This window comes from Sphingobacterium mizutaii (assembly GCF_900187125.1).
Classification (GTDB): Bacteria; Bacteroidota; Bacteroidia; order Sphingobacteriales; family Sphingobacteriaceae; genus Sphingobacterium; species Sphingobacterium mizutaii.
Genome location: NZ_LT906468.1, coordinates 3,945,505 through 3,959,568, shown reverse-complemented (window position 1 = coordinate 3,959,568; position 14,064 = coordinate 3,945,505). Strand labels below are relative to the sequence as shown.

13 protein-coding genes are annotated in these 14,064 nt (G+C 40.0%); 7 read left to right on the top strand and 6 right to left on the bottom strand.

Annotated elements, in window-relative coordinates; all coding sequences use genetic code 11:
* Window positions 1–21: 21 nt before the first annotated feature.
* Window positions 22–1,296 (top strand): FAD-dependent oxidoreductase, encoded by a 1,275-nt coding sequence (locus tag CKW03_RS17165; protein WP_093101022.1) that lies wholly within the window; start codon window positions 22–24, stop codon window positions 1,294–1,296.
* An 84-nt stretch (window positions 1,297–1,380) separates the two neighbouring features.
* Here the strand turns inward: CKW03_RS17165 and CKW03_RS17160 are convergent, their stop codons facing one another.
* The 3 genes from CKW03_RS17160 to CKW03_RS17150 form a co-directional block, all read right to left on the bottom strand.
* Complete coding sequence (locus CKW03_RS17160; protein WP_093101021.1) at window positions 1,381–2,028, bottom strand: carbonic anhydrase; 648 nt, start codon at window positions 2,026–2,028, stop codon at window positions 1,381–1,383.
* A gap of 72 nt (window positions 2,029–2,100) precedes the next feature.
* Window positions 2,101–3,681 carry a SulP family inorganic anion transporter gene (locus CKW03_RS17155; protein ID WP_093101019.1) on the bottom strand — a complete coding sequence of 527 codons (1,581 nt, stop codon included), beginning with the start codon at window positions 3,679–3,681 and terminating at the stop codon, window positions 2,101–2,103.
* Window positions 3,682–3,790: 109 nt separating this feature from the next.
* Window positions 3,791–4,135: a hypothetical protein gene (locus tag CKW03_RS17150; protein WP_236736572.1), complete on the bottom strand. Its 345-nt coding sequence runs from the start codon at window positions 4,133–4,135 to the stop codon at window positions 3,791–3,793.
* A 207-nt stretch (window positions 4,136–4,342) separates the two neighbouring features.
* Here CKW03_RS17150 and CKW03_RS17145 point away from each other — a divergent pair, with 207 nt between their 5' ends.
* From CKW03_RS17145 to CKW03_RS17130, 4 genes are all read left to right on the top strand, one after another.
* A complete protein-coding gene (locus CKW03_RS17145; protein ID WP_093101018.1) occupies window positions 4,343–5,890 on the top strand; it encodes a helicase HerA-like domain-containing protein in 1,548 nt (515 codons plus the stop codon).
* 56 nt (window positions 5,891–5,946) lie between these two features.
* Entirely contained in the window at window positions 5,947–6,858 is a 912-nt protein-coding gene (locus tag CKW03_RS17140) for a nucleotidyltransferase family protein (RefSeq protein WP_093101016.1), read from the top strand.
* A gap of 90 nt (window positions 6,859–6,948) precedes the next feature.
* Window positions 6,949–7,635: a TIGR02117 family protein gene (locus CKW03_RS17135; RefSeq protein ID WP_236736571.1), complete on the top strand. Its 687-nt coding sequence runs from the start codon at window positions 6,949–6,951 to the stop codon at window positions 7,633–7,635.
* A gap of 182 nt (window positions 7,636–7,817) precedes the next feature.
* Window positions 7,818–9,035, top strand: coding sequence for an IS4 family transposase (locus CKW03_RS17130; protein ID WP_095067887.1), 1,218 nt, complete (start codon window positions 7,818–7,820; stop codon window positions 9,033–9,035).
* Between the two features lie 51 nt (window positions 9,036–9,086).
* Here CKW03_RS17130 and CKW03_RS17125 read toward each other — a convergent pair whose 3' ends face one another.
* Window positions 9,087–9,644, bottom strand: a complete 558-nt coding sequence (locus tag CKW03_RS17125) for a thioredoxin family protein (RefSeq protein ID WP_093101525.1) — start codon at window positions 9,642–9,644, stop codon at window positions 9,087–9,089.
* A gap of 192 nt (window positions 9,645–9,836) precedes the next feature.
* On the opposite strand from CKW03_RS17125, the gene dnaK reads away from it, so the two are divergent.
* Both dnaK and CKW03_RS17115 read left to right on the top strand, forming a co-directional pair.
* Window positions 9,837–11,756 (top strand): molecular chaperone DnaK, encoded by a 1,920-nt coding sequence (gene dnaK, locus CKW03_RS17120; RefSeq protein ID WP_093101524.1) that lies wholly within the window; start codon window positions 9,837–9,839, stop codon window positions 11,754–11,756.
* Between the two features lie 163 nt (window positions 11,757–11,919).
* Window positions 11,920–12,276, top strand: coding sequence for an MmcQ/YjbR family DNA-binding protein (locus CKW03_RS17115; RefSeq protein WP_093101522.1), 357 nt, complete (start codon window positions 11,920–11,922; stop codon window positions 12,274–12,276).
* Window positions 12,277–12,283: 7 nt separating this feature from the next.
* Here the strand turns inward: CKW03_RS17115 and CKW03_RS17110 are convergent, their stop codons facing one another.
* Both CKW03_RS17110 and CKW03_RS17105 read right to left on the bottom strand, forming a co-directional pair.
* Window positions 12,284–12,967 carry a LytR/AlgR family response regulator transcription factor gene (locus tag CKW03_RS17110; protein ID WP_093101521.1) on the bottom strand — a complete coding sequence of 228 codons (684 nt, stop codon included), beginning with the start codon at window positions 12,965–12,967 and terminating at the stop codon, window positions 12,284–12,286.
* Window positions 12,960–14,030: a sensor histidine kinase gene (locus tag CKW03_RS17105; protein WP_093101519.1), complete on the bottom strand. Its 1,071-nt coding sequence runs from the start codon at window positions 14,028–14,030 to the stop codon at window positions 12,960–12,962. The genes CKW03_RS17110 and CKW03_RS17105 overlap by 8 nt, the downstream gene beginning before the upstream one ends.
* Window positions 14,031–14,064: the final 34 nt, after the last annotated feature.

Below are 14,064 nucleotides of genomic sequence, written 5' to 3'. Positions count from 1 at the left end.
TCGATTTAAAATTATGGAACTATGAATTTGAGAGTCTTAACCTTTCTTTGTTTGCTATTTCCTTGTTTGGTCTTTGCACAGAAAAAGGTAAAACCTAAGATGTTCGTTTATGGATCGGACATTACTGCATTATCTGCGGCGATACAGGCGGCCAGATCGAATGTTCCGACAGTGATGTTGATGGACAAGCCTATCCTAGCGGAGGAAATCACTTCGGAAGTCCTGCAGATTGAAGGCAACAAAAACCTCGATGGAGGGATCTGGATGGGGATATTGATGGAGATGGCCATCAGCAAAACTCGAGATGATTCATTGGCCCAGGTTGTCAAAAAGGATTTCAATCCGCAATTAGCGAGAAATGCCATTGATAAGTATATGCGAGAATTGCCGAATCTGACCGTCATCAAGGAGCAGCAAATTTCTAAAGTGAGCAGAAATAAAAGAAATTGGGAAATTGTCCTTTCCAATAGGCAAAAATATGAGGTACTGTCGGTGGTCGATGCCAGTGAGGATGCGGGACTGCTGAAGGCTTCTGGCCTTAAGCTGGATTCTGCAGTCCAAGGTGGATATACCAAGGCGAAAGACATGGGCTTGGCAATCAGTAGGACTACTTTGGCCGTAGGTGAGTTGGATAAGGCGTCTTCGGTGGTATTCCTGAAAGATTTATTGGATTTTGAAAAGGAAAATCTCTTTGATATCGGGAGATTGAGGTCTCTGGCTAAATCCGCGGACAATATTGGGTTTAGATCCTCATTTGGGCAGGCCATTGGTGCTACGGCAGGTTATACCGCTTTCTTCAAGACAGATAGCAAGAAAATCGATATTCGGAAGCTGCAAGCAGAGCTTTTGGCGTTCAAGGCCAGATTGATCCCGTATCAAGATGTAGAAGTTAAGGATCCCCATTTTGGAGCCATTCAGAAATGTTATTTGACCGGAGTCTTTTTAGGAAAAGAAGTCGATGGGAAATATAATTTTGATGGAAACCAGATTGTTCGATTCAGTGATGTTAAAAATGTCCTGAATGATATCTACACCCGAAGCCAATTGTGGTTCTTGGATAATTACCGCGAAGATGAGCTGACTTGGAAAGATCTATTGGGTATGATCAAGTTCATTTCCTTTAAAGGCGATGAGGTTGATAGACAGATAGCCAAGGAATGGAAGACCAAATTAAAGTTTGAAGGTGAATTTTCACCGGAGAATAAGGTGACGAGGGATCAGTTTGCCGTAGTGGCCGATCTGTTTTCGAGTTCCTTTGCCAAAGCCATCAATTTGGATGGAACCTTTGTCAAATAAGAAAGATATTGATTTATAAAAAGGCCCTTTAACAATTCTGTTAAAGGGCTTTTTCTAATCTATGGTAATAGTCCTAGGGGCATATTATACATACGCGAAAACAGTACCCATACCTTCGTTGTTGGTAAAGGTCGTATTCAGGTCGATCAATTGACCGGTTCCGATATTGATCACCATGCCATGGATTGCTAAGTCAGCACCATTTTTCCATGCATTTTGGACGATCGACGTAGAAGTCAAGTTGAACACTTGCTCTTTTACGTTCAATTCTACCAATTTGTTTGCCTTTTCTTCAGGGTCTTGAATTGAATCAATCTCTGAAGCATGCAGGCGGTATACATCCTTGATATGGCACAACCAGTTGTCGATAATACCATATTGTTGAGAACTCAATGATGCGGCAACACCACCACAGCCATAGTGGCCAGCAACGATGATGTGTTTTACTTTCAATACATTGACCGCATAGTCTAATACAGCTAACATGCTCATGTCTGAATGGACACACATGTTTGCAATATTACGGTGTACAAATACTTCACCGGGTTTCTTTCCCGTCAATTCATTCGCAGGAACACGGCTATCAGCGCATCCAATCCATAAGATTTCTGGACTTTGGCCTTTAGAAAGTTGTTGAAACCTACCTGATGAGTCCTTCGCTACGAAGTCCATCCAGTCTTTGTTTCCTTCTAAAATCTGAGTAAATCCTGTTTCTAATTCTTTTTGTCCCATTATTATGTGATTTTATTTATTTGTAAGGTCTAATGAAAGACCTTACAAGTTTCTGCAATTATTTTAAATTAATTAAACTACTTTTTTAAGTTTTTGTTTTTTCGCGATGCCATTCCTTTTATAGGTAACATCGTTCAGCTCGATTTCCAAGCCTTTGCTGATGGCATTTTGCTCGAAATCTTTGATGACATCAATGACATCCTTGTCAATAAACTTACTTTTTTGACCATCAATGATGATAGATTTTACGCTCTTTGGAAGATTGTAAAGTTTTTGTTGAATAGGTGCTTTATTCAAGAAGGTTACCTCTTCTGCCAAAGTGATGACAGCAGTTTCATTGTCAGAATGATCTGTTGATTTAATGTTCAGGTGGTATGCATTGTGCATGTTTGCACGTAGGATATAGAAAGTAGCCACTAGGATACCAATACCTACCCCTGTCAATAGATCGGTGAATACAACGGCAACGACCGTAACAACAAATGGAATAAATTGATCCAAGCCTTTTACCAACATCTGCTTGAACAAGGCTGGTTTTGCTAATTTATAACCTGTGTGCAATAGAATAGCTGCCAAACCTGCCAAAGGGATCAAGTTGATGATGCTAGGGATAGCCAACAAAGCTACCAATAACCATAGACCATGCAAGATTGCTGATTGTCTGGTCTTAGCACCTGCGTTCGCATTTGCTGATGAACGCACGATAACCGAAGTCATAGGTAGACCACCCAAGAAACCACTTGTTATATTACCAATACCTTGAGCGATCAGCTCGCGGTTAGTTGGGGAATTACGTTTCAATGGATCCAGTTTATCGACAGCCTCAATGCTCAGCAATGTTTCCAAACTGGCGATGATCGCAATGGTAAAGGCTACAATCCAAACCTCTTTATTGAAGATCTGGGTGAAATCCGGGAAAATGAAAAGTCCTTGGAATTCAGCGAAGGAAGATACCACCGGGATATTCACGAAATGTCCTTGAGTCAAGGCAAATGAAGTTCCTTGGAAAGCAAAACCTAATCCAACACCTAGTAATACTACGATAAGTGGTGCAGGGATCTTGTTTAACTTCTTGATGCTTGGCCAGAAAATCAATACGGCCAAGGAAAGGAAACAAATAATGGTGGCACCCCAATTGACATTTGAGATCACTGTGTTTGTAAAGGCAGTAATTCCGCCACCATTTTCAAAATCGAATGCATTTGTTTCCGAAAGTCCGAATGCTAAAGGTATTTGTTTCAATATAATGGTGATACCGATTGCGGCCAACATACCTAGGATTACCGAAGAAGGGAAGTAGTTTCCGATCATACCTGCCTTTATGATTCCCAGGACCAATTGGATGGCTCCTGCAATAAGTACGGCCAAAATAAAGGTTTCATAAGCGCCTAATTGTTCAATGGCACCTAAAACAATAACTGTTAATCCTGCTGCTGGACCACTCACCGATAAGGGTGATCCTGAAATCGATGCTACAACAATACCACCGATGATACCGGTCAAAATACCGGCAAATAGAGGCGCTCCAGACGCCATTGCGATTCCCAGACATAATGGCAAAGCCACTAAAAATACTACAATACTAGCTGGGAAATCATATTTTAAGTCCCTTTTTGATAATTTCAAAAAAGCGGACGTACGTGTACCAAACATAAACCTACGTTTTAAATTTTTAATTCAATAAATGTTAATTTGATTCAGTATACCTATTAAGACGTCGATCCAATGAGGTCAGAATAGGGTATACCCTTAGGATATTGAATTAACAATTAGGAGGTGGTGTGGGAACGGAGGCATGGTAGGCACAGATACTCTTTTCGTTTTTCAGGTAGTGTTTAATACCAGCGCTATTTTCTACGGTTGGGTTGAAAAGCATGAAATCGATATCACCTGGTCTAAAGATCTTGATACCTGTCTCGTGCAGGTCTTCATTATTGCTGTTAGTACCTTTTGCGCTGTTTTCTATTTCAAGCTGCATGACTACTTGTAAGACCGTACCTTTATCCAGTACATCCACAAACATAGGCGTAATAGAAATCAGCATCTTCGTGAAGAAGATAAAGAAGCAAAGTTTTGCCGCCAATATTCTATATGCTTTTGTAAACATGTGATTCTTAGTAATCATTTCTGCAACAAAAATAAAATTAAATTTTAAAATAGTTTCTTTTTTGAAATTTTATTATGAAAAAATTACAAAAGTCGCCTCTTTAATCTGAATCCTTAATATTGTGTTAACATAATTTTGTTGAAAATCTTAATTTGAATAATTATATCTTTATTTATTAATTCAATTAGCGTTTTAATGCTATAACTTATGAAAGAACAATTTATTGAAAGAATAACTGTCTCTTATAATCCAAAGGGGCCATTTATACAATTAGGTTCTGGTATCCTGAATGGGGAGATTGTAACAGAGGCCAGGGTTAACTTAGCCTTAAAGATGATGAACCGCCATGGCCTGATCGCTGGTGCGACGGGTACTGGTAAGACGCGGACCTTGCAATTGACGGCTGAACAGCTCTCAGATGCTGGTGTCCCTGTTTTTATGTTGGATGTCAAGGGTGACTTGTCCGGTTTAGCCGAACCTGGCAAAACCAATGATGCCTTGATCGAACGTGGAAATGCTGTTGGGATTCCCTTTGAACCTGCGAGTTTTCCAATAGAATTGTTTTCTCTTTCAGGAAAGTTAGGTGCTCCAATGCGTGTTACGGTGGAGGATTTTGGTCCCGTACTCCTTGCACGTATCTTGGACCTGAACGATACCCAAGCTGGTGTGTTGAGTGCCATCTTCAAATATGCCGATGATACCCAATTGCCTATTGTCGATTTTCCAGACCTCAAAAAATTGTTGAGCTACCTGTCTGATGGGCCAGGTGCGGAGGAAATCAAGAATGACTATGGTAAGATCTCCACTGCGAGTGCCAATACGATTTTGAGAAAGATCGTGGCCATCGAACAGCAGGGATTAGCACATATCTTCGGAGAAAAGGAATTTGATATACAGGACCTGTTTGGAAAAGTGGATGGTAAAGGGGTGATTACCTTATTGAACATTTCTGATATTCAAGACCAACCCTTATTATTTTCAACTTTTTTATTGAGCCTCTTGGCCCAATTATTCAAGAAACTTCCAGAAGTTGGGGATTTAGATAAACCTAAATTGGTGTTTTTCTTTGATGAGGCACACTTATTGTTTAATGGAGCATCGAAAGCTTTCTTAACCCAGATTGAACAAATCGTACGTTTGATCCGATCAAAAGGCGTAGGGGTGTTTTTCTGTACACAGGCTGCCACAGATATTCCTGAATCCGTATTAGGACAATTGGGAAACAGGGTACAACATGCTTTGCGAGCATTTACCCCGAATGATGCCGACAACCTGAGAAAAACCGTTAAGACTTATCCTACCTCTGAATTTTATGAGATCGATAAGGTTTTGACTTCATTAGGAACAGGACAGGCTTTGGTGACCGTCTTGAATGATAAGGGGATCCCAACAGAAGTGGTTGCTACGCATTTAGTGCCTGCAAGGGCGGTGATGGGGCCATGTAGTCCGCAGTTGTATGAGGAATTGGTTCAGAGTTCGGATTACCGATCGAAATATCAAGAACGCGTGGAAAGACAGACTGCATCGGAAATCATCGAAGAGCGCATGAAGTCTTTTGAAGCAAAGAAAGAGGCTGAGGAGGCGAAAAAAGAAGCGGAGAAGGCTGCAGGGAAAACGAGGTCGTCTGGATCAAGAAGGCAAACACCTTTAGAAGCGGCCCAGACCCAAGCGAGCAGGACCTTGGCGAGAGAAGGAGCCAAATTATTAGGCAAAATTGCCAATGGAATCCTTAACTCTATCTTCAAAAAGAGATAATATATAAAACATTATATTTGCAAACGAAAAACGAGTACTAAACAAAAATTTACATTATGGGAAAACCAACTTTGGTGGTTCTAGCAGCGGGAATGGCTAGCCGTTACGGTTCATTAAAACAAGTGGATGGTTTTGGTCCACATGGAGAAACAATTATAGATTATTCTATTTTTGATGCGATCCGTGCCGGTTTTGGAAAAGTAGTTTTCATTATCCGTGAAGAATATGAAGCCGTGATGCGTGAGAAATTTGACGCCAAGCTTGCCGGTAAAATCGACGTAGCGTATGCTTTCCAAGATTTTAACTTGAGAAAATTCGGAATTGATAAAGATATTGAACGTGCTAAACCTTGGGGTACTGCCCACGCTGTGATGAGTGCAAAGGATGAAGTTGATGGACCTTTCTGTGTAATCAATGCGGATGACTTTTATGGTTATGACGCTTTCAAGAAAATGGCTGATTTCCTAACCAATGAAGCTGATGATAAGCACATGTCTTTGATGGGGTTTGCATTGGGTAATACCATGTCTGACTATGGATATGTTTCTCGTGGTGTATGTGAGGTAACTCCAGAAGGCCATATGGCTTCGGTTACTGAAAGAACGAATATCTATTATGATGGCACTGAAGGTGACAAGAAAATTGTATTCGAGGAAAACGGTGTGAAAAATGAATTGCCAGCTGATGCTCGTGTATCGATGAACTTCTGGGGATTCACGCCTAAGATCTTTGATGTAGCGATGGAGATGTTCCCTAAGTTTGTGGAAGAGAATGGTGATAATCCTAAATCAGAATTCTTTATCCCATCTGTTCCTGATTATATGGTTAAAAAGGGACAAGCGGACTTTAAGGTAATCCCGACATCTTCGAAATGGTTTGGTGTAACCTATATGGAAGATAAGCCAATCGTACAAGAGAGTATCTCGAAATTGGTAGCTGACGGTGAATACCCTCAGAAATTATTTTAAGACCAAGTTTTAAAAATATATGGAATGGCAGGCTTCGTCCTGCCATTTGTTTTTCCACAATATTGATATCTTTATTTCTTTAATCGATCTATGATGAAGAAAGTTATGATGAGCCTTCTCTATGTTTTTATTGGATTAATCGTGTTTGCAGGTCTTTACTTTGCTTCGGATTATATCTTATCCAGGATTCCTGCAGGTAATGCGGATGGTAAAGGCGAAAAGAAGGATATTACAGTCTATGTGCTTTCCAATGATGTGCATACCGATATTGTTCTCCCTATTCGGAATGAATTACAAGACTGGACGGAGATATTCCCCATTGAAAACAGTAAGGGCAAGGACATGAACCAACAATTCGTTTCAATAGGTTGGGGAGATAAGGGTTTTTATCTGAATACACCGGAATGGAAGGATTTGACTTTAAAGACGGCCTTGGTAGCAGGATTTGGGATTGGAGAGACTGCTCTGCACGTCACTTATTATAAGAATATGGTTGAAGATGATCTGTGTTATAAGGTTCAGATCGATAGTAATCAATACAAAATCTTAAAAACTTATGTGTTGAATTCGCTCGATTTGGGCAAAGATGGAAAACCTATTTTGATTGAGACGGATGCGCAATATGGTCCTGATGATGCTTTTTATGAAGCGAAGGGAGCCTATAGTTTATTTTATTCTTGTAATACTTGGACGAATGCTGCTTTGAAAAAGTCGGGGATGCCTTCAGGTCTGTGGACTGTCTTTGATAAAGGGATTTTGAGGCACTATAGGGATTAAGGTTGGATTGGTCCTGTCTGAATAAAAAAAAGCTGCAAACGTAGTCATGGTCGGAAGATTTTCTTCCGACTTTTTTGTTTTTTATATGTGCAAAAAATAATTTTACAATTACCTGATAATCAAATAATTAACTTGTTTTTGTCGTTTAAATTTTGTATGTTTATACTGATAATCAAACATTTATGTCAGTATTCAATGACCACAAAGTTTCCCTTAGTCAGGTTCTGGATTTCATTCCCGAGGCGCTTTTAAGCCATCTTTCAGCGACCACCAATGTTGACCACTATAGTAAAGTGCTCCATGGGAGGAAAATGTTCTATCTGCTTTTATTCTGCGTCTTTGACAACGATAGATTGAGCCAGAGGACACTTGAGGACACTTTTAACAGCAGCGGCTTTAAGGCCCTGTTTGGATTGGGGGAAGAAGAAAAAGTTCGCAGGAGTTCTATCTCCGAGAGACTTTCCAAGATCGACCCCAGTTATTTCAAAGAAATCTATGAGCAGATGTATTTGCGGCTTGCGAAATCTTATAATAAAACGGAGATAGCCAAGTACAACCTGATACGAGTTGACAGCACTATTGTTGCCGATGCCTGCTCTAAGTTAAAAGAGGGGATTGACCAGAAAAGCGGCAAGAAATTAGTGAAATTCAGTTTTTCATTTGATGGCATCTTACCTTCGGGAGTAGAGGTATTTACAGGCCAGAAATACTCTTCCGAAGAGTCCGCACTCCCGGAAGCTGTTTTAAAACAAGTAAGAAAAGAAGAGCATCACGGCAATGTTTATGTCATGGACAGGGGCCTGCAATCAACACGGTCAATGAAAGAATTTGAGGAAGGGTCTGTGAAATTCATCATTCGTTCGAAAGATAACAGAAAATTTGAAGAGATTGAATCATTTCTTGACGAGAAAGAATCTCCCAAATGGGATGATTGGGAAGTGCTGAAAGACAGCAAGGTAAAGCTTTACACTGGAAGCCCCGTCCAGAACAAACGGGGCAAACTGCATTACCGGCAAGAGAAAGTAGAAACCTTATTCCGTTTGGTGGTCATCAGGAACCAAAAAACGAACAAAGAATTCTGGTTTCTGACCAACGAATTTAAACTCTCTGCCAAGGAAATTTCTGATTATTACAGAAAGCGGTGGGACATTGAAGTGTTTTTCAGGTTCCTGAAACAGGAACTCAACCTAAGTCACCTGGTTTCAATGAACAAGAACGGGATTGAAGTGATGGTCTATATGACAATGATTGCAGCGATGCTTTTGTTGATCTACAAAAAAGCCAATAATGTGGGCTACAAAACCGCTAAAAGACGAATAGCCATGGAGCTCCGGGATATGATAACTGCTATTCTAATCATATTTGCAGGAGGCGACCCAGGTAAAGTTTTTAAAACATAAAAAATGGTCGGAATTTCTTCCGACCATGACTACTGCAAACGCAGCTTTTTTTTATTCAGACAATAATTTTGTCAATTCTTTTTGGATTTCAACGCCTTTATCTTCGTTGTACCATCTTTGGATATTTTCTTTGATTTCCTCCATCGATTTACCTTCAGCTTTTTGCGTTTCGAAGATTTCTTGAAGTGCATCTGGACGTGGTCCCCAAACCACTTTATCATGCCCTACATCATTGCGGATGATCAATTTTGGAATGGATTTTCCTCCATTGGTCAAATAATCGTCGATTAAATAAGGTTCAGTATCGCGAAGCTGGATATCTAAGTCAATAAAAGGATTGTCCTTTACGATTTTATAGATCTGAGCTACGGAGTGTGCTGCATCCCCACACCAAGGTTCAGTGATTAAGATCCAGTGTTGTGGATCTTTGATGTTTTCAATGCATACTTTCATTTCTGCTGATGGTTCAAATTTTTTCAACCATCTGTTCATTCTGGACCAATTGAGTTTAGAGTAACTTAAATAGTCAGGGTTAGATGAGTATGCTTCGTGTTTTTCGGTATTGTTTAAGATATCCTCGAAGTAACTCTGGTATTCGTCAAAAGTCATGTTGGATTAATTTTTCCAAAAATACATATATTTCCAATATTTGAGAAAAAATGACAGAATGTCACGCTCAAATGACAAATCCTTGCAGATTTTTCCGACTTTGGAATGACAAAGGCAGATAAAACCGTTTGGCATAAGCGTTGTTAATAAAGAATAAGTAATCATTAAACATTAAAGAAAACACAACAAGATATGTCAAAAATTATAGGAATCGACTTAGGAACTACCAACTCATGTGTAGCCGTAATGGAAGGTAATGAGCCGGTAGTTATTGCAAACAACGAAGGCAAGCGTACAACTCCTTCAGTTGTTGCATTCGTAGCAGGCGGGGAACGCAAGGTTGGTGATCCAGCAAAACGTCAAGCCATCACAAATCCACAGAACACGATCTACTCGATCAAACGTTTCATGGGGGTTACATATAATGAAGCTAAAGGCGAAATCGATAAAGTTCCTTATAAAGTAGTAAAAGGCGACAATGATACTCCACGTGTTGAAATTGGCGACCGTAAATATACTCCTCAAGAAATCTCAGCAATGATTCTTCAGAAAATGAAGAAAACTGCAGAGGATTACTTAGGACAAGAAGTTTCTCGTGCAGTAATTACTGTACCTGCTTATTTTAATGACGCACAGCGTCAAGCTACTAAAGAAGCTGGTGAGATTGCAGGTTTGAAAGTAGAACGTATCATCAACGAGCCTACAGCAGCAGCATTAGCGTATGGACTTGAGAAAGCAGAAAAAGACATGAAAATCGTTGTTTTTGACTGTGGTGGTGGTACCCATGACGTTTCAGTATTGGAATTAGGTGATGGTGTATTTGAAGTAAAATCTACTGATGGTGATACGCACTTAGGTGGTGATGACTTTGATAACGCAATCATTAACTGGTTAGCTGATGAGTTTGCAGACGAAAACGGTGGATTGGACTTGAGAAAAGACCCAATGGCATTGCAACGTTTGAAAGATGCTGCTGAGAAAGCGAAAATCGAGTTGTCAAGCACTACTTCTACAGAGATCAATTTACCATATATCACTGCAGATGGATCTGGTCCTAAGCACTTAGTTCGTTCTTTATCACGTGCTAAATTTGAAAGCTTAGTAGGTCCACTTATCGAACGCACTATCGAACCTTGCCGTACAGCATTGAAAAATGCAGGATTCAATACTTCTGATATCGACGAAGTAATCCTAGTAGGTGGTTCAACTCGTATCCCAGCAATCCAAGATGCTGTTAAGAAATTCTTTGGAAAAGAACCTTCAAAAGGTGTTAACCCAGATGAGGTAGTAGCATTAGGTGCTGCAATCCAAGGTGGGGTATTGACTGGTGAAGTAAAAGACGTGTTGTTATTAGATGTAACTCCACTTTCTTTAGGTATTGAAACTATGGGTGGTGTAATGACCAAATTGATTGAGGCCAACACAACTATCCCTACTCGTAAATCAGAAGTATTCTCTACCGCGTCAGACAATCAACCATCTGTTGAGATCCATGTATTACAAGGTGAAAGACCAATGGCTGCTCAGAACCGTACTTTAGGACGTTTCCAATTGACAGACATTCCTCCTGCACCTCGTGGAATCCCTCAAATTGAAGTAGTATTCGACATCGATGCGAACGGTATCATCAAAGTTTCAGCAATCGACAAGGCTACTGGTAAAGAGCAAAATATTCGTATCGAGGCTTCTTCAGGTCTATCTGACGAAGAAGTTAAGAAAATGAAACAAGAAGCAGAAGCAAATGCGGAAGCGGATAAAAAAGTAAAAGAGGAAGTAGATAAATTGAACTCTGCTGATGCCTTGATCTTCTCAACTGAAAAACAATTGAAAGAATATGGCGATAAAATCTCTGCGGATAAAAAAGCACCTATCGAATCTGGTCTAGAGAAGTTGAAAAAAGCACATGCTGACAAAAACTTCGCAGAAATCGAAACTGCATCTACTGAATTAAATGCTGCATGGAGTGCTGCATCTGAAGAAATGTACGCTGCATCGCAACAAGGAGCTGGTCAACAACAAGCTCAAGGTGATGCTGGTCAAGCAAACAATGGCGGAAACCAAGGTGGTGGCGCTGATGACGTGCAAGACGTAGATTTCGAAGAGGTTAAATAAAACATTAAGTTTACCCCTTATATTGAAAAAGGAGTTGCCTGGAAATGGGCAACTCCTTTTTTAGTATTTTAGTAGGAAGTATTTAGTATTTAGACCTTGGGGATGGATAAATATGGATATAAATCATTATTTTGTTTTAACTAAATACTAAATACTACTACCCATGAACATCGAAGAGCTTAGGGATTATTGCATTGCAAAAAGGGAAAGCACAGAGGAAACTCCATTTGGACCGGATACTTTGGTTTTTAAGGTTTTGGGGAAGGTCTTTCTTCTGGTGGGATTGGATCAGGTAGATCAACTTAGCTTCAATGTGAAGTGTGATCCTGAGTATGCGGTTGAATTAAGGGAGAAATACGAACATACGGTTTTACCTGGTTATCATATGAATAAAAAACATTGGAATACGGTACATGCAAACAGGCAACTGAATGACCAAAAACTATTTGAACTTATCGACCATAGTTATGAGCTAATCGTACAAGGATTGCCTAAGAAAGATCGCGAAAAATTGGCCTGATAGATTGCTAAAGCCTAAACTTTTCCTTTACTTCTTCCAGATAACTTCCGCCAATTGGAATCTCCCTGTCTTCTATCCAGATAGAATGACGGTCGAGTTTATTGATCTTGTTCATGTTGATGATATAAGATCGATGGACCTGTAAAAAGGAATCATCAGCCCATTCGGATAAAAATTCCTTAATGGTCATCCTGGCTAAGACCTCACGACCTTCCAGAATAAACCTAATATAATTGCCAACGGCTTGAAGGGCAAAAACCTCCTTTAAATCAATCTTAATCATTTGGTACCCATCCTTGACAAATAAGGTCGGGTTATTGTCGATGGCACCCTTCAGTTCCAAAAGCTCTTTTGCCCTTACCACTGCCTTTTCAAAGCGATCGAAGGTATAGGGCTTCAGTAGATAATCTAATGCCTCCAGCTCAAATCCAGATAGGGCATATTCAGAATAGGCAGTAGAGAAAATCACAAGTGGTTTTTCTTCTAAGCCTTTGAAAAGGTCGATTCCGTTGATGTCGGGCATACGTACATCCAAGAACAGCAATTGCACCTCATTTTGTTGAAGATATTCTTTAGCCTCTAGTCCATTCAAGAATTGCTTTTCTAAATTCAGGTACGGAATCTGATCAGCATATCTTCTAATGATATCTAGTGCAATCGGTTCATCATCTATGGCAATGGCTTTAATCATTTTCGTTGATTTTGGATGCTATTTCCGAATGTGGGACTTCATCGAGATCAATCGTCAGAAACACAAAATACTCTTGTTGGTTTTGTTCCATCACAAGCATATAGCGGTCTGGATAGGTTAGGTCCAATCTGGACTTTACATTTTCTAATCCTATTCCGGATTTAGTCCTTTCCAGGTCGGTCCCTGTACTTTTGTGGATGCTATTGTAAACGGAGAACTTCAATTGGCCATCAACGACATCCGCATTGACCTTGATCCAGGAAGGTTTACTCATACTGATGCCATGCTTGAAAGCATTTTCCACAAAGGGGATCAGGAGCATAGGGGCAATATACAGACTGTCCAGGCTGTCAATGATATCCTGCTCAATCTTGACGTTAGGCACATTCTCTGTCCTTAGGCTTTGGATCGCGATATATTCTTTCAGGTAGCTCAAATCGCGAGAAAGGGGGATTTGATCCTGTTGGTTTTCGAAGATCAGAAAGCGCATCATTTGGCTCAGTCGTTGCACGGAGTCGGCAGTACGGCTAGCATTTTCCTGCAAAGCTATCCCATAGATGCTATTCATTACATTGAACAGAAAATGAGGGTTAACCTGTGATTGCATCAATTTGTATTCTGCTGCGGTCTTGCCCAAGTCTTTTCGCAGGTAGTCGATGGTCTTTTTGTCAGCTCGATACCGAAAAAAGTAGAGATAAGTCGCCAGAATCACTACTGAGGCAAATAAAGCCCCAACAAACAGGATCTTGTCGCTGTAGCGACCATGAATAAGTTGCACGAGGATCAGGAATGGGATGAAAATAAGGATTGCACTTAATATGCTTATCAATACATACTCCACTTTAGTGATCTTCTTTTTGACCAATAGCTCCAATAAGGAAAAGTTGTTCAAAGCATAGATCAAGTAGCCAAATGGGGCGTAAAGGAATAAAATGGCCAAATGTCTGTGTATGGTAAGTGAGATTATAAAGAATACTATAGACATCCCGATAACAAAAAGGAATTCAGTAATGAATCTCCTGAAGGTCATTTTATGGTTGGATTTAGTGCTGCTTACATTCATAATCGAATTATAAAATTATAAAAAAGAAAATAGT